Raw genomic sequence first — 26,001 nt, forward strand, 5'->3', positions numbered from 1 at the left:
TTTGCTCGAAAAGTTTATAAACAAATAGTAAAAGATGGCTTAAAAGAGAAAAGGAAGAATGAAAAGCGATTTGACTCCCGACTCCCTTTCGAGATCCTTTTTACTTCTTAGCCTGACGGCTATGTCATCTCTGAACCTGTAGCGTTGTACGTCGGCTTGCCCGGACGTGAAAAAATGAATATTACCCCATTGACAACTAATTGTATCAGATTTGTTGACCATTGTCTATTACTTTAGAGATGAACTCAAAGGAGCATATACACTCTGTCCATCATCTACTTAAATCCTTACCGGAATTACATCTTCTTTGCTGCCAATTTCTGTGCTACTAATTTCCATCAACTGGATCTGGCTCATGAACTCTACTACGACATCGCGGAGATGCACCCTTTGATCGACAGACCCAACAGAATGCCCAGGCATTTATAGGAATAATTGTAGAAAGTCGCATCTGTGATGCCCATGGTCTCATATAGACGTTAGACGTTCCGACAGACTTCTCTGACTGAGATTCCTGCTAGTCGCCCAGATGCTTGGCTTGAGTCAAGGTTAGAACCGATGTTACAGCATCTCTGCGATGTCGTAGTAGGTTGCAATCTACGCCTCGGGAAACTTACTTTTTCATGGCTATTTTTTTAGTTAATTGAAACTAGGTAAAATCACCGATCTTTTCTACTTCACTATGGTCCACTTCACTACGGTCCACTTTTACAGGGGCAGTCAAGTGTTCATTAGAAGTAAATCTGTATGAGGTAACTGGATTTGGAAGCCCCCGACGTGAGAAGTGTGATTTACTCCCTGCCGACACGAATACTGATATTATGAAATGCTTTTATGGCACCATTGGGGGTATATAGACTAAAGGCTTCGTAAGTATTATTTTCTTGGAATAGGATTTTGTCTTCATAAAAGAAGGTCGGCGATACAACTCTATCAAAGCTATATGTAAAAATGAGTTTCCCACTCCTTTCATGTAGTCCAATATTATATGTTGGTTTGCTTTGAAACATACCCGTATAAGGAGGTGCATAGAGGTACATGTTCAGTTCTCCTGAAAACAAGAAATTTCCGCCTGGAAGACTCGTGTTTTTTAGCAAAGTACCCGATGTCCAATGAGTACCTAATGTATCGAAGGCAATGTACTCACCTGCTGTGTTTATTTTGAAAACGCTAGATGATGAATATATCAATTGATCACCGAAGAAATTAACTGCCAGCCTTTTATCTGAAAGAGTCCATTGTTTTATGAAGTCTGTATTATATGACTCTACAGTACCATTTCTGAGGAGCACAATAAATCTATCTCCATGAGTTGAAACGATGTCGGAGATCTCTGACTGAAAATTTAACGAACACATTTTTTTTAGATCATGAGAAAATATTTGAATAGTAGAGTCATAGTAAAGAATAAATTTGCTTGTGTTTTTCAAAAATAAAATATGCTGTTGGATGCTTTTAGGTAAAAGATCCTGATGGGTAAGCACATTACATTTTGAATTTAACAGATAGATGCCTTTAAGTGTGGCTACAATAACTGAATCTTTGCCGGGAATTGCGGACACATTTAAAATTGAAGAATCCAGTGTAATCGAATTGATAAGCCCATTGGTTTCAAAGGTCTGGAAAAGATCGTAATCGTCGTTCCACGATGCAAAGCAGTTCCCCTTATTGATTGGAACAATCTGACTTTGACACTCTGAGCTGAAAAGGTGATTTCTATTTTTGAGATTAAACGTATAAAAAGATTTTTCCCGCGATGTCAATAGAAGCATCCCTGTTAATTCATCGATTGTAGCACCAGAGAAATTGTAGTCCTTTTCTAGCAGCAATTGGATGGCAAGATTGTCATCGAACAAATATCCCTTTCCGTCAACGTCCTCGATTAAAAATAAGGTTCTCCGTTCTGATTCTTTAACCGAAACCAAATTTTGACGCATTTCCTTTCTTCTAAGAAGGTCCAAGTTTTCGTCTAAAACTTCTATGCTATTCTTTTTTATCAAAATCATCATTTTTGTAGAATCGATGAATGCTCCGTCGAGGATGTCTGAACTCAATCCTATCTGCTTAGGACCTTTTTGCGTCAACGAAAAAAGAAACACACTATCTTTGAATGGTTTATAAAAAAAGGCTTTGCCATCTCTGGCATAGTGAAAAACCGGAAAATCATTTGCTATCGGCCCTTTGGTAAGATCAACCGGCCCATCTGGTGAGTTTTCTTCGGGCCGGAGTCGATGTTGCGAAGCGACACCTAACTTGTTATTGTAAATCACCAGAAACTCAGTGTCATAAAAATATAACTCATCTGTTTCATTATTATGATATACATTAAAACTTGAGATTGTGTCAATCGATAAGGTATCATGCTTTATGATTTGTCCGTGGATGTCGAGGCAGCTGATAATTATTGAGTTGTATTCCGCCGCGGAAGCATTTTCTGTTGTCACTATTAGAAATTGTGAAGAACTTGTCGAGTAATCAACGTAGTGTACACTGCGACTTCTGAGGATACTATTGAAACCCGCATCATTTTCCGAAAGGACGAGATTTTTATTTGCATCAAATATTTTCAATGGGCCCCGAAAGATGTAGTAGTAGAACCAGGATGTGTTTCCCACAAAGCCAGCATGCTGGATGATTCCCTCGGTTTTAAATTCTGTTTTAGTTAGATTTGCATCCCAGTAGACGAGCATTGAATCGGCAGTCGTAAGTAGGGCTCCAGTAGCGTTATCACGATAGATTCCTCTCGCTGTGCTACCCGACAGATAAAGAATATCCTGAGCAAAGGGTGAAATGAAGCAAGGGCTCAAGTTAAGTAACTTTACGATGTTATTCATCACCCCGGCTTGATTGGGATCTAATGAGTACGCTTCTTTTAGGATTAGAAGTTTTTCACTTGGTGAATTACCATCAATAGAAGAGTTCAAAAGCGCAGCCTGTGCAGTCAAGTTAGTCTTGTAGTTAATGAAGGCTACTGCTCCAAAACTGAGAAGTAGGACCATCGTTATTATACTTACGGCCAGTCGTTGAGTTCTAATTTGCTGAAAACTGCGAGCAAGGAATAATGACTCCTTTTTTGTAAGAAAGGTATCTTCGAAGCTTTTTGGAGATGGAACGCCTGCAAAAAATACATTTGTTAAAATTTTGTGGAACAGATCTGGTTTTCGTATAGTATTTAAATCATCTATTATGACTGAAAGATGCTGGCCCTTTTTCCATAGGGTATTTGTCTTTCTTTTTGAAGAAAAGTCCCAACTGCGTACATCTTCTGCTAAGCGCTTATAAGTTTCAACCTTTTCTTTGCTCTCTGCTATCCATTGAACTAAATGGCTCCACGAAGTGACTACATAGTCATGTGCTGGCTCGTAATAGATTCTTTCTTGAGTTTGCCTTAACACATTCGCATTCGTACTAATCAATCTTGAATCTAGAAGTTTCTCTAGTAATTCCTTCGCTCTTTTCCGCTTACTGTCACTTACAAAATCAAGATCAGAATCATATGCTTTTTTCTTTGAGACAACAGAATCAGTGATGGAAACCATTCTGATGAGTATGTTCTTCAATACTTCCTTGCTTTGCGAATCCAGTTTGGTGTCAAATCTTGCCATTATTTTTCCCAACGTTCCTGTGACCCCACCAAGATCAAGATATATTTGTTCTGGCAAAAGCCGTTCACCCGTATTTGCAACAGATTGAATGTACCATTCTTCTAATGCGTAGGACAGTAAGGGCAAACTGCTTTGTGATTGAAATGCTTCATCCACAATCCTGCTTATAAATTTATTGTCTGCGATATCGTTATTTTCGATAGATTTAATCTGGATGGCATATTGGGATGCTGGTTGAACAATTGCAGCTTCAATTTCATCTCGTTGGAATGGAGGAACAATGTATCGATCATATTTCTTAAAAACTTCGTTAAGGAGGTCTTCTATTTGTACCTCTAAGTCAATTCTAACACCAATCAGAAACTTAGCGGATGGGAATTCATTGATTATATGTTGAATGAGTTGAGTCCAAACCAACTGCTCTGAAGCATCACATACCTGGGTAATTTCTTCGAATTGATCGATGAAAAGAATTATTTTTCCAGCCCCTGTGATAGCCGAAAGTATTTCCTCCCTAATGTCTGGATTATCTTTTATCCTACCAGGGTGTGTGGAGACAAAACAGGAAAAGTCATTCATTACACGTGGTTTCAATCCGGCGTTAATCAATGAAGATTTTCCAATTCCGGAAGCACCGGTTACTACGATAACACGATTTGATGAGTTTTTGAGTTTAGTTACCAATATGTCGATAACTCGATCTCTTCCAAAAAACAGGTGGGCATCCGAGGACGAATATGCTGATAGTCCCCTGTAGGGATTGTCACCACTAAGATCAGGCAAAGATGCTAATGCACCAGGGCGCACAAAAATAAACTGCCCTTTTTTGTGTTGCTTTAGTTGAAAGTAGGATGGGGATTGAACATGCTCGACCCCATGCTTTTCGAGATACCGATTTAATTGTGTTTCTAAACAATGATACAGTCCAATAGTTGTTATGATTCCATCTGGAAAAATCACCTTGTCGTAAGGTGATTTTTCCAGAATACTGATCAATATTTCAGCAAATGGAGAGTTGTGCTCTTCGACATTGTCTCGATATCCTAATCGCAAGATTCGATCAATAGCTTTTTCGTTAGCAGAACAGGATGTTATGACTTGCCAGGAGACATCGTTTACATAGCGATCAAACTTCTGGCGATACAACTTCCTTACTATTTCTTCTCCAATGCCGCGGTACCTCTCAGCAGCCCATCTAACGGTCCCGGCAAAACAACAATCAAGGATGAGCAAAAAATGCCGACATGTCAGATGAGAAAACTGTTCCATAAGCCAGTCCATGTCGATAAAACTGTCGACAGTCCCTGCTGCGTCAACGGGCAATAGAAATCCCTTAGGCTGTTCCCCCTCGTGTGCTACTCCGTGCCCGGCAAAGTAGAACAGTACCCGTTCGTTTGTTGAAACGTCACGCCTCATTTCTTCAATCAGGGCCTCGAACTCAGTCTTGTTAACATCTATTCTTGTGACAATGTCTTCACGTAGGAACTCGTGTTTGGTCAAGGCTGCCGCGAGCTTTTTTATATCGTTTGCAGGTGTGTAAAGACGTGACTCAGTATAATTTTCGACGCCGACCAAATAGGCTTTGCTTTTTGAAAAATAATCTGCTAATTGAGACATGGTAACGCGATTCAGAATGCGTGTCGATTAATTACAAGTTAAAAAGAATGCTCCAGAAATACAGCTTCGAATTCTGTAATTATTCATTGCCGGTCTTCTACGATCCTGAGCCTAGTCCCATAGTGCTCACAATGCTAGTTGCCGGTAATAATAGCTACTAGTCAATGCTCAAGCTATCAAATGAAATTTATCGGTATTTGTATTGGGCTATTTGTTGATCGGAATAAAATGATAAAGCTGATTGTGGTGAATCTGATCAATATTGCTTAACTGAATTTTGGATATAGTTTCCCGCATAATTAACTTAAAGCAACTTCTGAACCTTTTCACTTATTGATCATAACCTTATTAAGAGCCCAGCATTGCTATTGAAGGCAACAATGGGTGGTGCCACAAAAAATGCCAACTCTCCACGCACTCCTTGTAGGTATCAATGGATACCCAGTCAAGCCACTTCAAGGCTGTATCAATGATGTTAATGCGGTAAAGAAATACCTGATCGACTCAACCACCGCTGTCGGCATTCCTTTAAAGCTGAAGATACTGACTGACAACGAAGAAGTCAAACCGACGCGTGATAATCTTATTAGTTCTTTTGCTTGCTTTAAAGACGCTGAAGATGATGACGTATGTCTGTTTTATTATAGTGGTCATGGATCGTTTTCGCCTGCGCCGCCAGAATTCTGGACAGAGACCGACGGCTTAAATGAATCACTGGTTTGCATTGATAGCCGGCAGTCTGGCGGACGTGATTTGATGGATAAAGAGCTTAGCGTGTTGATCTGGCAAGCTATGATTGGGAAACCGAATGTAACTTTTGTCGTTATTACCGACTGTTGCCATTCTGGAACTATCACAAAAAACATCTTTGATAGTGATGTTGTCGAAAGAATGGCTTCCCCCAATACTATTCCTCAGACTTTCAATGAATACTATGGATACGACCTTATCATTGAGGGGCAACATGCATTTGAAAAGTCAGTAGGCCAGAGTGGCAGGGAGCAATACAACGTTGCGCGTGGACGACATATTCATCTGGGAGCATCGAGAGACCACCAGACGTCAAAAGAACTAAAAATCGAGGGTGAGCAAAGAGGGGTATTTACTTACTCATTGATCAAAGAGCTGACACGATGTGAAGGCCGCATCAGTTATCGCGAATTGATTGATCTTGCAAGGATCTCTGTGAAGCACCTCGTTTCAGACCAAGACCCGACCTTAAATATAGATGGAGGGCTCTCGCAGCTAGATGAGAATAAGATATTCCTGACAGATAGTTTTCTCAAATCCGATGGCAAACGATTGGTATACCATTCAACGCAAGATAATCAATGGTATCTGAAAGGGGGGAAGTTTCATGGTATAAGAAAAGGCGACAAAATATTAATAGACGGAATTGGAGAAACAAAGGTCATTGCTGATCCAACACCTGACGAATCCTTGATTGAGGCGATCGAAGGGATGGTTACCGTGCAGCCGTATTCAGCAATAGTCAAGAGAGCTCAAGCCAGACCGATAAAGATTGGCTTACATTTCTCTATTCCCCAGAAAATAAAAGAATTATTACTGGATACTGAACGTATGATGCAACCGGACCAGTTTGCATTTACAGAGTTTGATGGACAATATATAGTGGGTTATAAAAATGGAACCATCGCTCTGTTCGCAAAGGGATCTGAAAAGCCTATATTTAAACCTTTATTATTGGATATAGATGCTCAGAGAATACAATTTATTGGACAAATTGAACGATTCTGCAAGTGGATCCACCTTCTCGAATTACAAAACACAACTACGGTTATCACAAATAACGATTATTTAATTAGTTTGTATTTATCCCCAACCAATAGCAGGAGCGCCGTTGACTTCATAGAACAACAAGATCTTGCTGCTATCACAGATTTGCATTATAAATTCATCAACCAGACATGGACGCAACCGTCGATTATGGTGAAGATAAAAAATATGTCTAATGTGACACTCTTCTTTTCACCCGTCTATTTGAGCATGAACTTCGGAATACAAGGTACGCTGCTCAATCAATTGGAGCTTAAGCCTGGAAAGGAAGCCTGGTTGACATGGAATAAAGGGATGAGACAGGTAGAGGTAATACCACTAATTATTGAGAAAAAGGAATATCTTGATTTAGGGTACAATTCTATTATAGAATACATTAAAATATTGATTAGTACATCTCCAATTAAGACAAGCGACATCGATCAGCCAGGAATTGAACTACCAAACCTTTTGACCAAGAATCTAAAGAGTAAAAGCACTGCTAAACGTGGAATTTCGTGCGAAGTTGTCGAGCTGGCTGACTCACAAGTAGAGTGGAAGACGGAAACTATCGGCCTTCGAATAACTAGACCTTTGGATATAGTTGAGATTGGACCGCACAAGGAAACCCAGATTGCGGGGATCGTTATCGAGGGTCACGAATTGGTAGCAAAAGTCAATCTGTCAAGTTCAAGTTTGACCTCCAAGGTGGCAGACTCGATCCTCCCTCCTCATCAGGCTAACCATAATTCAGCACTAGTGCCGATTGATTTGGCTGGCGGAACAACACGCACTGAGGTAGTGATGGATGTTATAGAACTGCAAGATGTGAAAAACATCGATTCCGTTTCTCCACAAAACCCATTAAAAATCAGGCTTTCAGAAGTCGAAAACTCCGACGAAAGCATCCTGCCCATTGGATACAATGCAGAGACCGGACTGTATTTTCCGCTAGGATACTTCCATGATGGTAAGGTAATCATTGAAACACTTTCATCTGAAACGCCTACTGACGCGACGATTACGAAAAAGAGTTTTCTTGGTTCGATCAAGATCTATTTTCAGAAGGTGATCGGTAAAAAGATCGGACTAAGGTTTAACTATCCGAGGTTAGCCATACCGACTGTGGTTGATGGTAACGTAGAATATAACAACGATGTTCCCACAATCGCAGCAAAGGTCAAAGAAGCAACATCAATTGCTGTATTTGTTCATGGAATAATCGGTGATACGGAAGGAATGGCCCAAAGCGCTGCAATGGTGTTTAGTGAATTTGGTTCGATCAACAAACAATTCGGACTTGTACTCACCTTTGACTATGAAAATCTTGACACATCCATAGAAGACAATGGCTCAATGCTTGGTGAGAAGCTTGCAGATGTGGGGTTGGCACCCGGACATGGTAAGGAGTTGATAATCATTGCGCACTCGATGGGAGGTTTGGTATCACGCTGGTTCATTGAACAAAAGAAGGGTAACAAAGTCGTGTCTAAATTATTCATGCTTGGCACACCTAACAATGGCAGCGCCTGGTCTGATGTTCGCGACATGGCAGAATCACTGATCACAATGGCGATCAATGGAGTCGCTTTTCTAAAGCCTTGGACATTGGCAATCTCTCTCTTTGGTAAGGCGGTTCGAGGAACACAGAACTCGTTAAAGCAAATGCATAGTGATTCTCCGTTCTATAAAGCATTGAATAATGGAACGGACCCAAAAATACCTTATATCGTAGTCGCAGGCAATACACAACTGATTAGTCCAAAAATTGATGATACCGCCACAAAACTAATGAAGCTATTTACAATAGTCCGTAAGCGGGGTGCATATCTGGCACTTGACACATTGATATTCAAGAATCCCAATGACATCGCAGTTACCGTCAGAAGCATCGAGCAGTTAGACTCTTCTACCTGGAAGAAGAAGCCTGAAATCTATTATGTTGCTTGTGATCACCTAAATTACTTCAATAATGAAGAAGCAATGAGAATCGTTCTCAGTAGTAAGTAAAGTAGTTTAGTTACTCTATATACTGTAGATTTTGGTATTTCTTATACATCCATGTAGAACGTGAAAACTCGCTTTCTTTTCCAACTCCATATTTTAATGGACTAGACCGAGTAATCTTCTACCTTTGTTTTAAATCCGTTGTTAGGGGGCAATTCGTGTTGAAGAAACTTCATCTAGGATTGCTTTAGGCGTATACAATACATGAATTGTTCCGTTTGCCGTACTGATGAGTATTCTTTTGCCGTCAGGGGAAAATACTACGCTATTGAATGCACCAGGGTACGTATAGTTAGCTAACAGTTCTCCTTGTGAGTTGCATAGTGTAACTATTTCAGCCCACGACGTGAGTAGTACATACTTCCCATCAAGAGAAAAAGCCACATTTCTAGTCGAGCCGGACTGGGCGAAAGTCAATAAAGAATCTCCCTTTAAATTACACAATTTACTCATTCCACTTCTGGTGGACTTAATCAACTGTTGCCCATCGGGAGAAAACACAGCGATATTGATTGCTTCTGCATGATTATAACTGCTTATGGAATCACCTTTTGAATTCCAGATGCGAACGGTACCGTTTATTGAAGTTGTAATAACCTGCCTCCCGTCAGATGTGAAGGTTGCGCCATGAATTTTAAAACCTGCATATTCGAGGCTGTCTATGGCGTCTCCTTTTAAATTCCATAATCTAACCGTCTTTCAAAATCCTTAGTATCAGATCGCCCGAGGGAGAAAACATTGTGTTAGTGACTTCTCGGACATGATCAAAACGTAACAGAGAATCTCCCTTCAAAGTCCATAACCGGGCCGAACCGTCGGCAGATGTAGTAAGTACCTGCTTGGTTGAAAATGCCACACAGTTAACAGCTCCCTGGTGCTTGAAGATGTGTAATACGTTCCCGTTAAGATCGAGCAGTCTGGCATTGCGATCAGCAGATGCTACCAGTAGTTGTTAACCACTAGGCGAGAATACAGCTTGTTTAATTTTTCCTAAGCCCTTGAAACTATACGAGAAATCTCCTTGTACACCATACAAAAGGGCCGTCCCTTCCTCTGACGCGGTCAGTACTTGTTGTCCGCAGGGAGAGGAGTTTGCGATTCTCATCTTCTAACTGACGAAGTCGTTGCATCTCATCGGAGCAGAGATACTCCAATCTGCATGCCACCGTATTGCAGATGCTTTAGTGCAGGCGGTTTCCGCTGGCTCCCGATCACAGGCCTGGATCAGGCAAAACCAACCATTTCTTCTGCCAGTGAGAAGCTTAAAATACTTCCGGCTCTGAATGAAAAACTATGGCAAAAGTTAGGCTGCCCTCCCCTATCGGATTCCATTGCCGCTTGCCTTAATTTATCTGAAAAGGATCTGGTTGGAGAACAATGGAAACCCATTCAGGACTATGAAACACTGTATGAAATTTCGAGTCTGGAACGAGTTCGTAAAAAAGCTGCATGGAATTCGGCTGCAGGAAGAAAGATCTGGCTTCCTACTCAGATTATGCATCTTAAATATGAACGAGGATCTTTGTCAGTAGGTGTGACTCAAAGTAAAACAAAGCGTTTTATTTCTATCACAAGGCTTGTCTATTCTCATTTTGTGGAAGCATTTGATATTACAGACAGACACATTTTGATACTAGGAGGCAATGATCCATTACAGTTTTCAGCCAGTCAACTTAGACGGGTTACAGCCAAGGAGCATAAACAGCAGGTGCATAAAAATCGAAAAAAACTCAAGCAATAGATGCCTTTTGACGATCTGCTTTCTTAGGCACTTCAACATCAGTTGGCGTCATTCCAAACCGGAACGTACCGGCATTAACTGCTGCTAAAATCCGGTTGACACTTTCTTGTGAATAGTCATCTTCCCGGTTCTGAAACAGGCTTTTGTTGGTTTTGATCTGAGACAAAGGCACGTTTACCACACCCGCAGGCATGGGAGCCTGTGTAGGGGCTGGCAAGGGATCATACTCAAGGGCAATGATCCGGATGCGCTACGCCTGAGCTAGGGCTTGAGCCTTGGCAATAGCCATTGTAGTAGCCATGCTGCTTAGCTTCGGCGTTTGGAAGATGTTTTTTTCCGGGGAGCCGCTTTCTTTTTTCGCTTCCGGGTAAACCCATCCATGGCACTGGAGGTGTGATGGGTGCGAGCGGATTTAAACCAGGTCATTTCTGTTTCGACCAGATCCCCTTTGGAGTTGAGGTAATACAGATGACCAGTTTTCTTTTTGATGCCGAGTTTGGCAATGACCTTTCCCATTTTGGGGACTGTTTAGTATGAATGGCCAAAACTATCAAGGGTCAAATGCACACTTTCAGAATGATGATACTAAATGAGTTATAATGGATTGTAAGGAGATTTATTATTCCTTATAGGCTACCTTATAACACAAAAATACCTCAAATGAGGTATTGACAAATCTGTAATCTACTTTGTATTTGCACCTTGATACAATCTACAAAAGTAGCCATTCAATCAGTGTATTTTGTAAAAAATAATTTAACCATTTTAAAACACAAGTGTCTGTTTATGAACTAGTTGAATAGTTTTTTTTCATCGCTTTGAAACACAGGTGTCATTTTGTCGCATTGTTTCAAGCGAGCCCAAAGGTTCACATATTTACGAGTTATGGGCAATGCTATTTAACGACAGCGCTAATTTGAAATGGACAAACTTACACCAAACAGACAACAACAGACTTGACCATTGGGCAAACATATAAATACAACCAGTCCAGACAACTTCGGCTGACTTGCCAATGCTACAGATCAGTGCTTGGTGTTTAATATTATTAACTATGCACAAAATATTATGAAATTTTTTGTCAGCCTGCAAACAGCACATTTGCAAGCGTACAGGTCAACCCAAAATCCAAGCTTGAAAAATAGCCGTTTATAAAACTCATAACATCAAAAGATATGAAATTCAAGTTTAACAGCAGAGGAAAAAACTTTGTAAAAAGGAACCTCATAAAAAAAGATGAAGGCAAACTAACTTACGTGCAGTTGTTCGGATTCCTTTTGATAACACTTGGTATCACCTACTTTGCATCATTTCTTTTACCAAGTGGAATCATTGACATTTTTCCTTTCCTCAAACTTGATGAACATCCTGAATCAACTGAAGTCCCAATTGCATTTTTCACAATAATGTTAGGGGTAGCATTTGCGTTTCCTGACATGTTGAAGGGGCAGACAAAGGATATAAGCACAATGCGAATAGTTGTGTTCATGTTTGCTAATGTAATTTGTATGTTAATTCTTAAAGTGGGTTGGGATAAACATTCACTTACTGAAATTGGATTAGATGGTTTTTGGATAGGAGTTATTGCGTTTTTGTTCGGAGCAAAAGCAACACAAGCATATTTTGAAAATGCAAAATCATTTTCTCCTAATTCAATAACAACGCCAGATATCAACGACAATGCTTTAACCAAAGCAGAAATATCACGACTTGCAGTAATTCAAAACAGAGATGTATTACTTGTAAAATACCCTAACATTGAAAGCGTGAGCGATACTTTAAAGAAAGGTGACAGCTGCGTTACTATCTATGTAAAGGACAATCAAACCGCAAGTATTCCAAAGGAAGTAGACGTAACTTTAAAAAGTGGTTCAGTTTTAAAAGTTCCAACAGAAATTGTTGCTGATACAGGCATAGCCAAACCCCATATTGGACAAGCCACAGATGAGTTAAGCGATTCAAACAGTCCAGACTATTTTGGCTCAATTTGTTGTATTGTTGAATCAACAACAAATAATAATTTTAAAGGTGTTGTAACCGCAGGTCATGTGTTTACTTATGGCGACTATTTCAATTACGGAGGAGTATTAGGACAAAATCAAAAAAGAGATGTTTTGTTAAATGGCAACCCCAAAGCAACGCTTTTCTTTCAACAAATGAAATTCAATCAGGATATTGCTATTGCTGAACTTGAAGATAAATCAAACCTTCTCAACAACTACATTTCATTTGGTAATGTTTTTTATAAAGTATCGGAGAATGACTTGAATTCAGCAACGCCAAACGCTACGATTGCATCAAGACAAAATAATAAGCGTGATGTTTTTATTTTGGACTTTAATGTTTCGTTTGAAATAAAGTATTTCAACTTACCACGATATATTAGAGATATTATTTTAATCGGAAGCACAAATGACAGAACCACATCACAAACAGTTTCAGTTGGTGGTGATTCAGGAAGCTGTGTTTACCACAAAGCAACTGGTAAACTAATCGGCTTGCTCCTAGGGGGTAACAACAAGTTTACTTTTGTTTTACCAATTCAAGAAACACTCAATTCTTTCAACTTTAGAACTGTGTAAAAATGAAAAAAATAATACTGGTTCCGCTTTTATTAATTTCTGCGTTTGCCTTTTCACAAGGTTCAAATGTGTCATTTAAAATGGTTAACAGTAGCCCATCTACAAGTGACCAACTCACAAATTTAACCACTCCTATTGAAATTAGTTTTACCACTGACTTCAATGGAAAAGAGTTATTGTTAAAAAACAAAGCCGACAATCAAAAAATAAATGAACATCAGGTTTTTGGAACCGGTGAGTTAAAATTTCATGCATCTGACCCATTTATTTATAAGTTAGAAGATAATCAAGGTAGGATTCAAACAAATCCTGGAGAAAATAATATTCCTTCAAATGAAATCGTGCTCACAATTGCAGGTAAAGATTTTATTCTGACAATTAAGCAAAATGATGCTAGTAGTTCCGGTAGTCCTGCAAAAGACGAAGGATATGTAGCAGGGTATATTTACTATGATGTGATGAAACTTCTTGACATAAAGACTATCCCTCAAACAAAGCAGAAAATTCTAACTGCATACGGGGTTACAAAAGATAACCTTAAAGATAATCCATATTTATATGATATTTTTGGAAAGGAATCAGAAAAAGAAAATTTACCTCAAGGGGGTGAAGTTGCATCCTTATTAGGCTCCCTTGGCAATACAGATGTCACATACTTCGCAGCAGGGTTGGCAAGGTTCCTGGCCGAAAGAACAAAAGAAGAATTAAACGAAGCTTTTTTCAGTAAAATGAAAGAACAGCTAAATGCTTATCCCGAATTAAAAACTGCATTCCCAAAGACAGCTTCTTTCTTAGATATTATTGAAACCTACTCTTACGCTTCTGTGATTCAGGTATTAAAGGAAGCATTTGAAACTGATGTTCACAATCTTCCTGAAAATTTATACAAAATTAAAAGGTTAACAGATAGCGATTGTGATAAAATTGCAATTTGCGGTAAGGATGAAGAATGCAGAAAATATACTGCATGTCAGATAAGGTTAAAAAAACTTGCAGATTTTTTTGTTACGCAAGATGGAAAATGGGTTGCATTAGGAATGTTCTCAGTTAAGGAAGGATTTCAGTCTACCAATCCAGCTGACCTTATGAATACAGTTGTTTCATCAACGGAATTTTCCGACTTAAAAACGAGCTCTGCCAATAAATATGAAGATTATAATATTGTATCCTCGATTGAACTTAGCAATTTTATTTCTCAAAGTTTAATCAGCAAAGAAGATAACCAAGTGTGGGTTTCATCAACGCAATTGAACTCTCTTTTTAACACAAAAGATGCATTCAAAGTTTATTTAGGATTATTACTTTCGTTTGAAATTAGAGAAAAAGACAAAAAAGTTATTGACTTCTATAAGCCAGACAACAGTAAAATTTCTTTTGGCAATATTTTAAAAGAAGTACACAAGAACTACCCAAAGTTTGAGCCGCAAGTTAGTAGCTTGATTAAAAACTCATATGCTGTTTACAACGCTGCAAATAATGCTGTAAAGAAAATGATTGCCGCCTCAGAAAAATCTGTAGACGTAGCCCCACAATCACTGTATGATTACTACAGAAGTTTTACTTCGTCATTGAAGCAAGTTGCATATAGCCCACTTTTCAGAGAAATAACTGGAAAAAATGTTGGTGCTGCATATGACAAAGTGGAACAATTCTTGAATCCATCTGTTGACATTGCTTATCACATCACTACAAAAAAATATTCCGCTGCGATTTATGATGCTTCGATTCTACTAGGTGCAATAAGCGAGCATAAATTTCCTGTGTTAGAAAAAGACGGAAATCAAGAAAAGGATACGAAAGGAAATCCAAAAGAAGAAAAATATGAAGGATTAATAAATGTTTCAAAATCTTTTGTGAAATATGGGACTTTAATTTCAACAGTTGCCAATGCACAATCATCTGACGAAGTGAAACAAGCATTGGATGCCTCTGTGTTACCAGTTGGAAGTTATTCTATAAAAAGGAAAACCAACTGGAGTATGAGTATCAACTCTTATGTAGGAGCATTTTGGAGTTATTCCAATACAGCAGTTTCCAAAGATTATTTGCCTTCTTTAGGCTTATCCGCTCCAATTGGATTCAACATTTCAAAGGGTTTTTCAAAAACTGGAAAGGGTGGAGGGCTGAGTTTAAATTTGCACATACTTGATATAGGTGCTTTGGTAAATTATTATTTACTAAAAGGAGACACCGCTTCTATTCCAAATGACTTCAAGGTACGGTTGTCAAACATTTTTTCTCCCGGATTCAATTTAAGTTACAATATTCCAAAGACACCACTTTCTCTAGCTTGGGGTGGACAATACATTCCAACTCTATACAAATACGAGCAAATTAATGGAGTGAATGAATTGACACCTACTAACGCTTGGCGTTGGCAATTATCATTGCTGATAGATATTCCAATGTATAATTTAAAGGTTTGGGATTTTAATAAATAACTACCTGTGTGCTTCCCTATAAAGTGAGCTGGTAGTTATTAGAGCCTAGATTTGCTTAGTAGAGGCTTTGGGATGAATGAATAATGAATTCCATACCATCGGTGTTTGGCAATAAAGAAATTAGACTGCTTCTAACTTATGTCCTACAAAAAGGTAAAGCTTTTCATAGAGCATAACATATCAGGTTTGTAAGAGAATTAGGAAGTTTTTACAGATAACATTTTTTCAGGCAAAATATCCTAATATTACTAGGTATATGCTAGATTAACAGAAGGGTATATCCTAAAGTGTATTAAGATAATTGTTTGTGAAAAATGCATAAAATTCCGGAATTTTATGCATTTTTTTGCTCATGAGTATATCATGATAATTAGTTATTTATTTTGATACAAAATACCTCAAATGAGGTATTGACATATACCCGCCAGTTGGCTACACTTAGCTATCAATATCTTTCTAGTCTATTGTCGTAATTTTAACCTAGAAAAACTTAATAACTATTAGATAGCTAACAACTTAAACGATTTAATTATGTTCTGTAATGACAAACTGGTTAACCTTTTAAAATCCAATGGCTACAACCTGGTTCGTTTACCTCGGGTAGATATTCACCTCTTACAACTCTTGATTAGGAACGGGAATAGTTTTAACCGCTTGGGGGACTTATCCACCGTGATGACCAGTGGTGGTTCCAAAGAACTTCCGCCCATCTTACCGGATAATCAAGTGGCCAGTATCAGTGAACAATCTTCCAGTGACCTGAAAATTGGACTGGATACGGAATACAAGCAAGCGAGTTTGATTTCCTTTGAGTTTTTGGATGTGATGGAAAACCGGATCGAGCTAACCAAACTCGATCAGTTTTTAACTGACGCCGACATTGATTCGTTTTCTACTTATGTTTCCGAATTGATGCTGGCCGATGACCTGTACATAATCACAGAAGTGATTAAGTCCAATAAGTTTACGGTAGAGACGAAAGGAAGTTCTTCTACCAAGGTGGACTTAAGTGTACCTGCCATTCAACAAGTGGTAGGGGCCAATGTGAAAGTGGAAGCAGATCAGGAAAAGAGTTCCAAGATCAGTTATGAGGGTAAGTAACTACTTGTATTTGGATTCAAGGCGGTGCGATTATACTACGATCAGGGAAAATACTCTGCTTTTAAACCTGCTCCTGATGAGTTTACAATGAAAGCAGTTGGCCCGAAGAATGTAGAAAGTCTGACTGTGGAGTCTCGTTTTTTAAATATTCCCTAATAAGGATTCTTACAGGTTGATTTTCACTTTTCCTGCCCTTTTTTATTGTTATTCTAAGTTCTTGCTATCCTAGCTGTTAGACTGTTACACATTCTCCTATATATTTTATGAATGCACATGCACTACTGATTGGTATTGCCAACTATGAATTTATCACTGAACTTCCTCAAACAGTTATTGATGATGTCAATGATATTTTTCAGGTATTGATTACACCTCAGCAAAGTGCTTACGCAACAGATAATGTAACATTGCTATTGAATGAGAATGCCACCAAACAAGGCATTGAACAGGCATTACAGACTCTGGTAAACAAAGTTGGGTCAGAGGATACTGTTCTTATTTACTATTCCGGTCATGGGGGAAGGCTGACCGGGCCAGTCATTCAGGGGGAGTATTTACTTTCGGTGGACAGCAACTATGACTCTGATGCAGACTTAGCCCGAACAGCTATCTCAGGAGCAGATTTCTCTTCTTATGTTCACTCGCTGAAAGCCCGACGGATTGTCATCGTGTTTGATTGCTGTCATGCGGCAGGGATTACCAAATCAGGTGTGCCCGCAAAAAAAGCACTTTCAAAAACTGGGCTTTCAGAATCGTATCTTCAACAGCTTCAGTCTGGTCGGGGACGGGTGATCATTGCCGCTTCGCGGGATACGGAAGTATCTCATATTATGCCTGGAGCCAGAAATAGTCTTTTTACACAGTATTTACTGGAAGGCTTGAATGGAGCTGTTATCTCAGCAGACGGATGGATTCGTATCTGTGATCTATTTCACTACCTGCAACCCAAAGTAACAGCAGCTCAGGCCGATCAGCATCCAGTTTTCAAAGCGGAGATTGAAGAGAATTTTCCCATTGCCATCGCTGTCAATGGAAAGACGACAAGTATGACCTTAACAATTGCTCCATCGGATGGATTCGAATATGATGTCTTTGTGAGTTATGATAAATCAGACAAAAGTTGGGTTAAAACTGTTCTGATTCCCGCATTGGAAAATCAACGATTGAAAATATGTGTGGATTATAAATCCTTCGGCTTGAGTAAGCCTATCATAACTGAGATGGAAAGAGCAGTTACACAGAGCCGATACACTTTGGCCATTCTCACTCCTTCATATTTGAAAAATGGATTTACAGAATTTGAAGGCCTGATGGCAACCTATTTGGGGCTAGAAGAAAGAAAGCGCCGTTTTCTGGCTATTCTAAAAGAGGATTGCAAGCCAGGTCTGAATATCAGAGCTCGCATGTGGCTGGACATGAGTGATGTAAGTGAGTTTGAAGACAACATTACCCGTCTGGTCTATGAGATCAAGCAACCTACCCACTTATAATCTCCACTGATGAAAGAACAAACTCCTTTAGCTTCTGTTCCAAAAGGACAATACAAGTATGATGCATTTGTCTATTATGCCAAACAAGACCAGGCTTGGGTAAAAGGCTATTTACTGGATGCTTTGAAAAACGCTCAGATAAGCTATTGTATTGAAGATGATTTGCCTAAAGGCATGCCGCAAATTGTGTTGATAGAAGAGGCGATCAAGGATAGCGAACGGGTAATACTGGTTCTTTCTAAAGCGTATCAAGCAGATTTTCACAATCAGTTTGTCAGTTTATTGACTCAAAGCTATGATCTACTGACGGAACAGTGGCGCATCATTCCTATTCATCTAGACCCCGTTTCTTTGCCTATTAGTCTTTCCATGCTTAAAGGGCTAGAAGCAAGTAAACATGAAGATTGGGAAGAAGTAGCACTACAAATTGTCCAAACATTTGAAAGGAAAATAGCCAATAAAATTCCAAATCTTGTCTGTCCTTATCCAGGAATGCGTCCTTTCAGTGAGAAGCAGTCCGCTTATTTTTTTGGAAGAGAAAACGAAATAAATGTCTTGTGTCATCGGCTTGAGCATCAGCATCGGCTTTTTATCATTGGCTCTTCAGGCTCAGGTAAATCTTCATTAATAGATGCGGGCTTACTACCCAAATTAAACTCAAAACGCCAAAAATGGGAAGTTAAGAAACTACGAATTGGAGAGAAAACAGCACAAGAATGGAAAATATCGATTGAAAACGCAATTGCAGAATACAGATTTTTAACAGCTACAACTAATCGAAGTCAAGATACAAAACTAGTTTTAGTGATCGATCAGTTTGAAGAGTTATTTAGTTTTCCCAAACAAGATCGCTCGGAACTACATAAATTTTTACAATCACAACCGAAGGAAATAACTCGTTTAGTTTTTGTCATGCGGGCGGATTACTACGCCGATTTGATGTATAGTGACTTCTGGCCCATTGACTCTTCAGAACGACTAGAGATAACACCACTGCGAGAAAGCAATCTTCGAATTGCTGTTGAAAGACCCTCTAAAAAAATAGGTGTTTATATTGATGCTGTATTAATAGAAAGATTGATTAATGACGCTGCTAACGAACCCGGTATATTGCCTTTAATACAAGAAACCATGCGATTATTGTGGGATAGAAGAGTAAGGCAATTAATTCCTCTTCATACCTATGAAAGCCTAGGTAGAAATAATCGCAGTGGTTTAGCCGAAGCGTTAGCAATCATAGCCGATTCAACTTATGCCAATCTTTCCCATAGCCAAAAACTCATTGCTCGTCGTATCTTTCTTCGCTTAGTTCAGTTTAATGAAGGCAGATCCCATACTCGAAGACAACAGAAAAAGCAAAGCCTGCAAAATACAATAGAGTCTATTGAAGATTTTAATAAGTGCATTGATCAACTATCAAATAATAGACTTTTGACATTGAGTGGTGATGACAAAAACGAAACAGTAGATCTTTCTCATGAAATATTAATAGTTGCCTGGCCAAAGTATCAACAATGGACTTTAGAAGCCAAAGAATCAGAACAAACCAGAAGAGGATTAGAAGATAAAGCAGATGAATGGTATCGCCGAAAAGAGCGAGGAGAAGAAGCGAGTTTGTTAGACGAAGTAGAACTAAAAGAAGCAGAGCGCTGGATTGCTAGCTCAGACGCAATGGAATTAGGGACTAGCCCAAAAATAATGGCTCTCATCAATGCAAGTAAACAGGCCGTAGATACGCTTAAAAGAGTCAAAAAAAACAGACGAAAAATCCTAACAATGATCGTATCTGTTGCTTTAATCGGATTATCAATACTAGCATTTATTGCAAATGATAATGCAAAAAAAGCTCAGCAACAATTAGCTACAACCTATTGGAGTATGGCTGATAAGGCAAGATCCGAAAATGAATTAATTAAGTATTCCTATTTGATAGGCTCTGCTCTAGAAAATAATCAAGATGATGGATATGCGAAATTTTTATTAACAGATATTCATTTAGCCCTCACTACTAACGTCATTTCGAGTCAGATTTTATCCGATAAATATATCGATAATGCTGTCTTCAGCCAAGATGGCAGCAAACTTCTTTTTTGGGATAGGGCAATGGATGGTGATCTATGGCTGTATGATATAGCCAGCAAGACTACCATTAAGGTATCCAATAAGATGATTCGTGATGCTGTCTTCAGCCAAGATGGCAGCAAACTTCTTTTTTGGGATAGGGCAATGGATGGTGATCTATGGCTGTATGATATAGCCAGCAAGACTACCATTAAGGTATCTGGTAAAGATATCTATACTGCCGTTTTCAGCCCGGACGGAAGTAAGATTGTTTTTAGTACGGGTATTGATGGTCTATGGCTGTATGATATAGCCAGCAAGGCTACCATCCAGATATCCAATAAGATGATTCGTGATGCTGTCTTCAGCCAAGATGGCAGCAAACTTCTTTTTTGGGCAGAGGGAATGAAAGGTGGTCTATGGCTGTATGATGTAGCCAGCAAGACTAACATCCAGATATCCGGTAAAAATAAGTTCAGGCCCTCTATCAGTAAAGACGGCAGCAAACTTCTTTTTTGGGCAGGAGCAGGAGTTGGTGGTATGTGGCTGTATGATATAGCCAGCAAGACTACCATTAAGGTATCCGATAAGGTGATTTATGATGCTGTTTTCAGCCCGGACGGGAGTAAGATTGCTTTTGCGGATAACGATGGTCTATGGCTGTATGATATAGCCAGCAAGACTACCATTAAGGTATCTGGTAAAGATATCTATACTGCCGTTTTCAGCCAAGACGGAAGTAAAATTGCTTTTTGGGCAGGCGATGGTGGTATGTGGCTGTATGATGTAGTACGTAAAAATACCATCCAGATATCCGGTAAAGATATCTATACTGCTGTTTTCAGCCCGGACGGAAGTAAGATTGTTTTTAGTGCGGGTATTGATGGTCTATGGCTGTATGATATAGCCAGCAAGGCTACTACCCTTTCCAATAAGGTGATTCATAATGCTGTTCTCACTAAAGACGGCAGCAAACTTCTTTTTTGGGCAGGAGCAGGAGTTGGTGGTATGTGGCTGTATGATGTAGTACGTGAAAATACCATCCAGGTGTCCGATAAGGCGATTTATGGCGCACTTTTCACTAAAGACGGAAGTAAAATTGCTTTTTGGGCAGGCGATGGTGGTATGTGGCTGTATGATGTAGTACGTAAAAATACCATCCAGATATCCGGTAAAGATATCTATACTGCTGTTTTCAGCCCGGACGGAAGTAAGATTGTTTTTAGTACGGGTATTGATGGTCTATGGCTGTATGATGTAGCCAGCAAGACTACCATTAAGGTATCTGGTAAAGATATCTATACTGCCGTTTTCAGCCCGGACGGAAACAAACTTCTTTTTCGGGATAACAAAGGTGTGTGGCTGTATGATGTAGTACGTGAAAATACCATCCAGGTGTCCGATAAGGTGATTGAGAAAGTTGTCTCCACTAAAGACGGAAGTAAGATTGCTTTTTGGGCAGAGGGAATGAAAGTTGGTATGTGGCTGTATGATATAGCCAGCAAGACTACCATTAAGGTATCCGATAAGGTGATTTATGATGCTGTTTTCAGCCCGGACGGGAGTAAGATTGCTTTTGCGGATAACGATGGTCTATGGCTGTATGATATAGCCAGCAAGACTACCATTAAGGTATCCGATAAAAATAAGTTCAGGTACTCTTTCAGCCAAGACGGAAGTAAGATTGTTTTTAGTACGGGTATTGATGGTCTATGGCTGTATGATGTAGCCAGCAAGACTACCATTAAGGTATCCGGTAAAGATATCTATACTGCCGTTTTCAGCCAAGACGGAAGTAAGATTGTTTTTAGTACGGGTATTGATGGTCTATGGCTGTATGATGTAACCAACAAAGCTACTAACCAGATCTCTGATAAGGCGATTTATGGCACATTTTTCACTAAAGATGGCAGCAAACTTCTTTGGTGGGGGGCAAATGACGGATTACAGTTATATGACATGAATGTCGATTTAGACTTACCTAGCGATTTGTTGTTGAAACAGATTGAAGTGTTTAGTGGAACGACTTTTAACCTTACTGATCAGGAGATTCATACCCTTTCTTTCAATGAATGGGATAAGAAGAAACAAGAATATGAGAAAATGGCAAAAGAACATTACAAAGCTTGTAAATATCCTAAAAGTAATGTTTGGCGGCAGAATCATTTACAAGAAGCAGAAATTGTGCGTTCTAACATACAATAAAAATACGCCTTGTCTTGGATATCTAACATCTTTTAAAACAATATATCTGTTCTTCTTTACGACTGCGATTAAATAAACGGCAAATTATATAGATTGTACTGCCTTGCTGATCGTTATCCAAGTTTTTCTGTGATCCAACCTTCTTCGCAAACAGTAATGTAAATGCTATTCTGTTATAAAACATCTACCTTTGTATCTGAATTTATTAATACTAACAATTTTCAGGCGTTTAATGGTCATTTCTTTATTTTTAAAGGCTTCTTAAAAGTTGTATGGAGAATTCGGTTGGAACAAAAAGCTGTTCTGCTCTCTGAATCGGCTTCTTCAATTTCAACTCCATTTATGTTAAATACAATATCGTTTAGGCTTAAACAAAGAAATCCTTAATCCATTAAATAACCATATTTAATATAGTTGTTAAGTAATTAATAAAAGCTTCTAAATGAGGTTAAAAACTTCATTCAAATTTAAAAAATGATTCAAAAAGCTATATGGTATAAGGGAACTGTTGTCATGTATCTAGGGAGTAAAGTTTAAAAGTGAACCATCAGTTTACTTTTGGCGATAAGTTATCTAAGTTACTTCTTAAACCAAATAGAAAATTGTAGGGAAACTTGTACAAGCTGACAAGTAATGCACAAATAAAAAGGCACTTATGAATTTATTTCATAAGTACCTGATTTTCAGGAGCCCCCTGCCGGGATCGAACCAGCGACCTACTGATTACAAGTCAGTTTCCCACTAAAGGTATGTTTTAAGTACTATACAATCCAGCTCCTAAATGATTAAAGTCAAAGCATTTCATCAAATAAATGTAAGCAATACTGAGCGCCATCCAGAAAATAGATTCCAACTACATATTCTATTTACTTTGTCAACCTTGTTTAACACTTAATCAATCACCAGGCTTGTGTTTGTGACGTTTGAGAGGAGGATAATCATCCTTTTTTTCCGGAGTAACCCGCCTTCTTTTATCTAAAGATCCATCCTCTTTTTTAGGCTTTGGACCAGGTTTAATTCCCTGATATATTTTCATATTACTTAAGTTTAAAATGAGTTAAAGAACAGAACATGAAACTTATCTTCGAAATTTCTTATACAATCAATGTACATTTTTTTCTAAACAAGATCAACAGAAAGACTTCTGAATTTCATACAACTATTAAAAAGAAACCAGATTCTCCACAAACTAGACCTTTTACAGCTACCATTAGCTCTGTTCCACCCAGTTGTCCACTTTGAAATGAACTAATTTTTCATCTGTTACAAATCACAAACGACCGTTTATGATTTGTAACACTCCATATTTTCACCTACTTTTGCCTGCCAGTATGGCAGACTTTGGGTAAACGATCTGAGTAAGTACGTAAAAAATTAAAACTGTAGGAAAAAGATAAAATCACAAGGTTGCTTTACCAGATTTTGTAACTAAGCACTATCATTAAGCTAGATCATAACGTTAGGCTCCAAGACTATACTACTAAGACTATACTACTATGCTATTTTCCAAAACCTATGTTGCCTATTACCGGGTCTCCACCCAAAAGCAGGGACAATCGGGCCTAGGACTGGAAGCCCAGAAAAGAACGGTTGAAAAATTCTGTGAAGGTGGGCAGATCCTGGCTGAATATACCGATATCGAAAGTGGCAAGAATAACAACCGACCCGAACTTTTGAAAGCCATCGCCTATGCCAAAAGCAAAGATGCCTTGCTGGTGATCGCCAAACTCGATCGCCTTTCACGGAACGTGTATTTTATTTCTTCACTATTAGAATCCAGAGTGTATTTTAAAGCCTGTGATCTGCCGGAAGCGGATCACTTTACAGTTCATCTGTTTGCGGCTCTGGCAGAGAAGGAACGAAAGATGATTTCGGAAAGAACCAAAGCTGCACTGCAGAGTAAAAAAGAAAAGGGATTCAAATTAGGTACTCCTGCTAACCTGAATGATCAAGCCAGAAAGAAAGCCATTGAGACTATTCAGAAAAATGCTCAGCTTAATGAACATAATATTAAAGCAAAAGCAATGGCTCTGCTCCTAAAAAAAGAAGCGTTATCTCTGAGGCAGATTGCGGCTCGCTTGAATGAACTGGGGTATGTAACCCGTTATGGAAAACCGTTTCAGGCTACTAGTGTAAAACGGCTTGTTGATAAAGCTTAATTTGAAAAACAATTTAAATTCTCTTTTTTTAAATTTGTTTGAAAACAGGGAGCCGCCAGTATTATATCTAGCGATCAGGTGCAACTCAACCTCTTTGATGAGATAGCCCGAAGCAAGCAGGAAAAACTAATGCAGGCAGTGGATAAAGTTAACAATAAGATGGGTATGTAGGCATCCCTATAAAGTGAGCCAGTGAAAAATAAAGAAAAATGATTTTTTTCACTTTAAATCACTGGGCACATGAAAAAAATGCGTTTTACAGAATCACAGATTATTTCTATTCTCAAACAACAGGAAAAAGGTCAAACAGTTGCTCAAATAGCCAGAGAATATGGTACCTATGAGCCGTATATGGTTCACTAAGCCACTTTCCATAATTGCAAAACCTGTCAAGCCAACGGCATGAAGAAGTATGGAGGCATGGAAGCTGGAGCATCTTTGCTCCAATGATTTAAAACGAGTCAAAGAATTAGAGGAAGAAAATCGTAGATTGAAAAAGATGTTTGCTGACCAATCGTATCTGATTAGCAAGTATTGAGAATGAAATACTTAAAGAGATCAACTCAATCCCATGCGGTAGCCATTAAAAGTGGTATCTGGACCAGAGATGGTCCACCTGTCCAACGGCGCAAGTTGGCTCATTGGTTGGTCAAAGAGAAAAAGCTTAGTCAACGTAAAGCAGCTCATATGGCAGGTATTTCCAGGCGGATGCTATTGTATCAATCTAAAAAAGATCCACAAGGCCAGTTGCAAATTCAGATTCTGAGTATTGTTGACTGACATCCCTATTGGGGCTTTTGGAAAATATATCATTGTTTATCCAAAAAACAGAAATCAAATCAGAAAGTAAATCATAAGTGGGTTTGGCGTTTGTATTGCCAATTACAACTGAATTTACCCAGAAAGCAAAAGAAACGTCTACCAGAACGAATCCAGCAGCCATTAATCCAATTGAAAAAGAGGAATCAAATTTGGACTATTGACCGTATCTGGTCAATAAGACTTTATGAGTGACGCCCTTACAGACGGTCGTAGCTTTCGCACTTTGAATATTGATCTGATACGTGTGCAACATCGGCTTGATGAATATAACAGAGAATGCCTAGCCATTGAAGCCGATACTGCGCACGTAGCTGGTGTAGATTTTTAGGGTTTAATAAAAAGATAATTTAACATATAGATTGAGTGACCTATCACTGTTACTATTTATCTATAA

At 38.8% G+C, this 26,001-nt stretch carries 16 protein-coding genes and 1 pseudogene; 11 read left to right on the top strand and 6 right to left on the bottom strand.

Translation table 11 applies throughout. The features are described 5' to 3' along the window. Positions 1 to 791: 791 nt before the first annotated feature. Positions 792 to 5,222, bottom strand: a complete 4,431-nt coding sequence (locus QNI22_RS31030) for an nSTAND1 domain-containing NTPase (protein ID WP_314516971.1) — start codon at positions 5,220 to 5,222, stop codon at positions 792 to 794. Positions 5,223 to 5,621: 399 nt separating this feature from the next. Between QNI22_RS31030 and QNI22_RS31035 the strand changes: the two genes are divergently transcribed. Further along, positions 5,622 to 9,008, top strand: a complete 3,387-nt coding sequence (locus tag QNI22_RS31035; RefSeq protein WP_314516973.1) for a caspase family protein — start codon at positions 5,622 to 5,624, stop codon at positions 9,006 to 9,008. 141 nt (positions 9,009 to 9,149) lie between these two features. On the opposite strand, the gene QNI22_RS40360 is transcribed toward QNI22_RS31035, so the two are convergent. After that, positions 9,150 to 9,668 (bottom strand): WD40 repeat domain-containing protein, encoded by a 519-nt coding sequence (locus QNI22_RS40360; protein ID WP_419836254.1) that lies wholly within the window; start codon positions 9,666 to 9,668, stop codon positions 9,150 to 9,152. A 25-nt stretch (positions 9,669 to 9,693) separates the two neighbouring features. Beyond that, positions 9,694 to 9,951, bottom strand: a complete 258-nt coding sequence (locus QNI22_RS40365; protein ID WP_419836255.1) for a WD40 repeat domain-containing protein — start codon at positions 9,949 to 9,951, stop codon at positions 9,694 to 9,696. Positions 9,952 to 10,164: 213 nt separating this feature from the next. On the opposite strand from QNI22_RS40365, the gene QNI22_RS31040 reads away from it, so the two are divergent. Then, complete coding sequence (locus tag QNI22_RS31040; protein ID WP_314516976.1) at positions 10,165 to 10,746, top strand: NUMOD4 domain-containing protein; 582 nt, start codon at positions 10,165 to 10,167, stop codon at positions 10,744 to 10,746. On the opposite strand, the gene QNI22_RS31045 is transcribed toward QNI22_RS31040, so the two are convergent. Both QNI22_RS31045 and QNI22_RS31050 read right to left on the bottom strand, forming a co-directional pair. Continuing rightward, positions 10,736 to 10,963, bottom strand: coding sequence for a hypothetical protein (locus tag QNI22_RS31045; protein ID WP_314516978.1), 228 nt, complete (start codon positions 10,961 to 10,963; stop codon positions 10,736 to 10,738). The genes QNI22_RS31040 and QNI22_RS31045 overlap by 11 nt on opposite strands. An 89-nt stretch (positions 10,964 to 11,052) precedes the next feature. Beyond that, positions 11,053 to 11,262, bottom strand: coding sequence for a hypothetical protein (locus QNI22_RS31050; protein WP_314516981.1), 210 nt, complete (start codon positions 11,260 to 11,262; stop codon positions 11,053 to 11,055). Between the two features lie 659 nt (positions 11,263 to 11,921). Here QNI22_RS31050 and QNI22_RS31055 point away from each other — a divergent pair. The 5 genes from QNI22_RS31055 to QNI22_RS31075 all read left to right on the top strand — a co-directional run bounded on the left by QNI22_RS31055 (position 11,922) and on the right by QNI22_RS31075 (position 22,626). Then, positions 11,922 to 13,328 carry a hypothetical protein gene (locus QNI22_RS31055; protein WP_314516982.1) on the top strand — a complete coding sequence of 469 codons (1,407 nt, stop codon included), beginning with the start codon at positions 11,922 to 11,924 and terminating at the stop codon, positions 13,326 to 13,328. A gap of 2 nt (positions 13,329 to 13,330) precedes the next feature. Beyond that, the gene (locus QNI22_RS31060) at positions 13,331 to 15,769 is read left to right on the top strand and encodes a hypothetical protein (RefSeq protein WP_314516985.1); all 2,439 of its coding nucleotides are present in this window, start codon (positions 13,331 to 13,333) and stop codon (positions 15,767 to 15,769) included. A gap of 531 nt (positions 15,770 to 16,300) precedes the next feature. Beyond that, complete coding sequence (locus QNI22_RS31065; RefSeq protein WP_314516986.1) at positions 16,301 to 16,870, top strand: gasdermin; 570 nt, start codon at positions 16,301 to 16,303, stop codon at positions 16,868 to 16,870. 263 nt (positions 16,871 to 17,133) lie between these two features. Beyond that, positions 17,134 to 18,360 carry a caspase family protein gene (locus QNI22_RS31070; protein WP_314516989.1) on the top strand — a complete coding sequence of 409 codons (1,227 nt, stop codon included), beginning with the start codon at positions 17,134 to 17,136 and terminating at the stop codon, positions 18,358 to 18,360. A gap of 9 nt (positions 18,361 to 18,369) precedes the next feature. Then, complete coding sequence (locus QNI22_RS31075) at positions 18,370 to 22,626, top strand: nSTAND1 domain-containing NTPase (protein ID WP_314516991.1); 4,257 nt, start codon at positions 18,370 to 18,372, stop codon at positions 22,624 to 22,626. An 895-nt stretch (positions 22,627 to 23,521) separates the two neighbouring features. Here the strand turns inward: QNI22_RS31075 and QNI22_RS31080 are convergent. Further along, positions 23,522 to 23,662, bottom strand: coding sequence for a hypothetical protein (locus QNI22_RS31080; protein ID WP_314516993.1), 141 nt, complete (start codon positions 23,660 to 23,662; stop codon positions 23,522 to 23,524). A 460-nt stretch (positions 23,663 to 24,122) separates the two neighbouring features. On the opposite strand from QNI22_RS31080, the gene QNI22_RS31085 reads away from it, so the two are divergent. The 4 genes and pseudogenes from QNI22_RS31085 (at position 24,123) to QNI22_RS31100 (ending at position 25,935) form a co-directional block, all read left to right on the top strand. Beyond that, positions 24,123 to 24,785 carry a recombinase family protein gene (locus QNI22_RS31085; protein WP_314516996.1) on the top strand — a complete coding sequence of 221 codons (663 nt, stop codon included), beginning with the start codon at positions 24,123 to 24,125 and terminating at the stop codon, positions 24,783 to 24,785. 240 nt (positions 24,786 to 25,025) lie between these two features. Beyond that, a pseudogene (locus QNI22_RS40370) lies at positions 25,026 to 25,302 on the top strand (transposase); the annotation flags it as partial. Between the two features lie 23 nt (positions 25,303 to 25,325). Beyond that, a complete protein-coding gene (locus QNI22_RS31095) occupies positions 25,326 to 25,565 on the top strand; it encodes a hypothetical protein (protein WP_314517001.1) in 240 nt (79 codons plus the stop codon). Positions 25,566 to 25,791: 226 nt separating this feature from the next. After that, on the top strand, positions 25,792 to 25,935 hold the full coding sequence (locus tag QNI22_RS31100) for a hypothetical protein (protein ID WP_314517003.1): 144 nt from the start codon (positions 25,792 to 25,794) through the stop codon (positions 25,933 to 25,935). Positions 25,936 to 26,001 lie beyond the last annotated feature (66 nt).

Origin of the sequence: Xanthocytophaga agilis, assembly GCF_030068605.1 — a bacterium.
Taxonomy (GTDB): domain Bacteria; phylum Bacteroidota; class Bacteroidia; order Cytophagales; family 172606-1; genus Xanthocytophaga; species Xanthocytophaga agilis.

Bases quoted from the DNA above. Each gene is read 5' to 3' on its own strand.
- QNI22_RS31030 (WP_314516971.1), bottom strand. From the start codon at position 5,222: ATGTCTCAATTAGCAGATTATTTTTCAAAAAGCAAAGCCTATTTGGTC.
- QNI22_RS31040 (WP_314516976.1), top strand. From the start codon at position 10,165: ATGCCACCGTATTGCAGATGCTTTAGTGCAGGCGGTTTCCGCTGGCTC.
- QNI22_RS31075 (WP_314516991.1), top strand. From the start codon at position 18,370: ATGAAAGAACAAACTCCTTTAGCTTCTGTTCCAAAAGGACAATACAAG.
- QNI22_RS31050 (WP_314516981.1), bottom strand. From the start codon at position 11,262: ATGGGAAAGGTCATTGCCAAACTCGGCATCAAAAAGAAAACTGGTCAT.
- QNI22_RS31100 (WP_314517003.1), top strand. From the start codon at position 25,792: ATGAGTGACGCCCTTACAGACGGTCGTAGCTTTCGCACTTTGAATATT.
- QNI22_RS31080 (WP_314516993.1), bottom strand. From the start codon at position 23,662: ATGAAAATATATCAGGGAATTAAACCTGGTCCAAAGCCTAAAAAAGAG.
- QNI22_RS31060 (WP_314516985.1), top strand. From the start codon at position 13,331: ATGAAAAAAATAATACTGGTTCCGCTTTTATTAATTTCTGCGTTTGCC.
- QNI22_RS31065 (WP_314516986.1), top strand. From the start codon at position 16,301: ATGTTCTGTAATGACAAACTGGTTAACCTTTTAAAATCCAATGGCTAC.
- QNI22_RS31095 (WP_314517001.1), top strand. From the start codon at position 25,326: ATGAAATACTTAAAGAGATCAACTCAATCCCATGCGGTAGCCATTAAA.
- QNI22_RS31055 (WP_314516982.1), top strand. From the start codon at position 11,922: ATGAAATTCAAGTTTAACAGCAGAGGAAAAAACTTTGTAAAAAGGAAC.
- QNI22_RS31070 (WP_314516989.1), top strand. From the start codon at position 17,134: ATGAATGCACATGCACTACTGATTGGTATTGCCAACTATGAATTTATC.
- QNI22_RS31085 (WP_314516996.1), top strand. From the start codon at position 24,123: ATGCTATTTTCCAAAACCTATGTTGCCTATTACCGGGTCTCCACCCAA.
- QNI22_RS31035 (WP_314516973.1), top strand. From the start codon at position 5,622: ATGCCAACTCTCCACGCACTCCTTGTAGGTATCAATGGATACCCAGTC.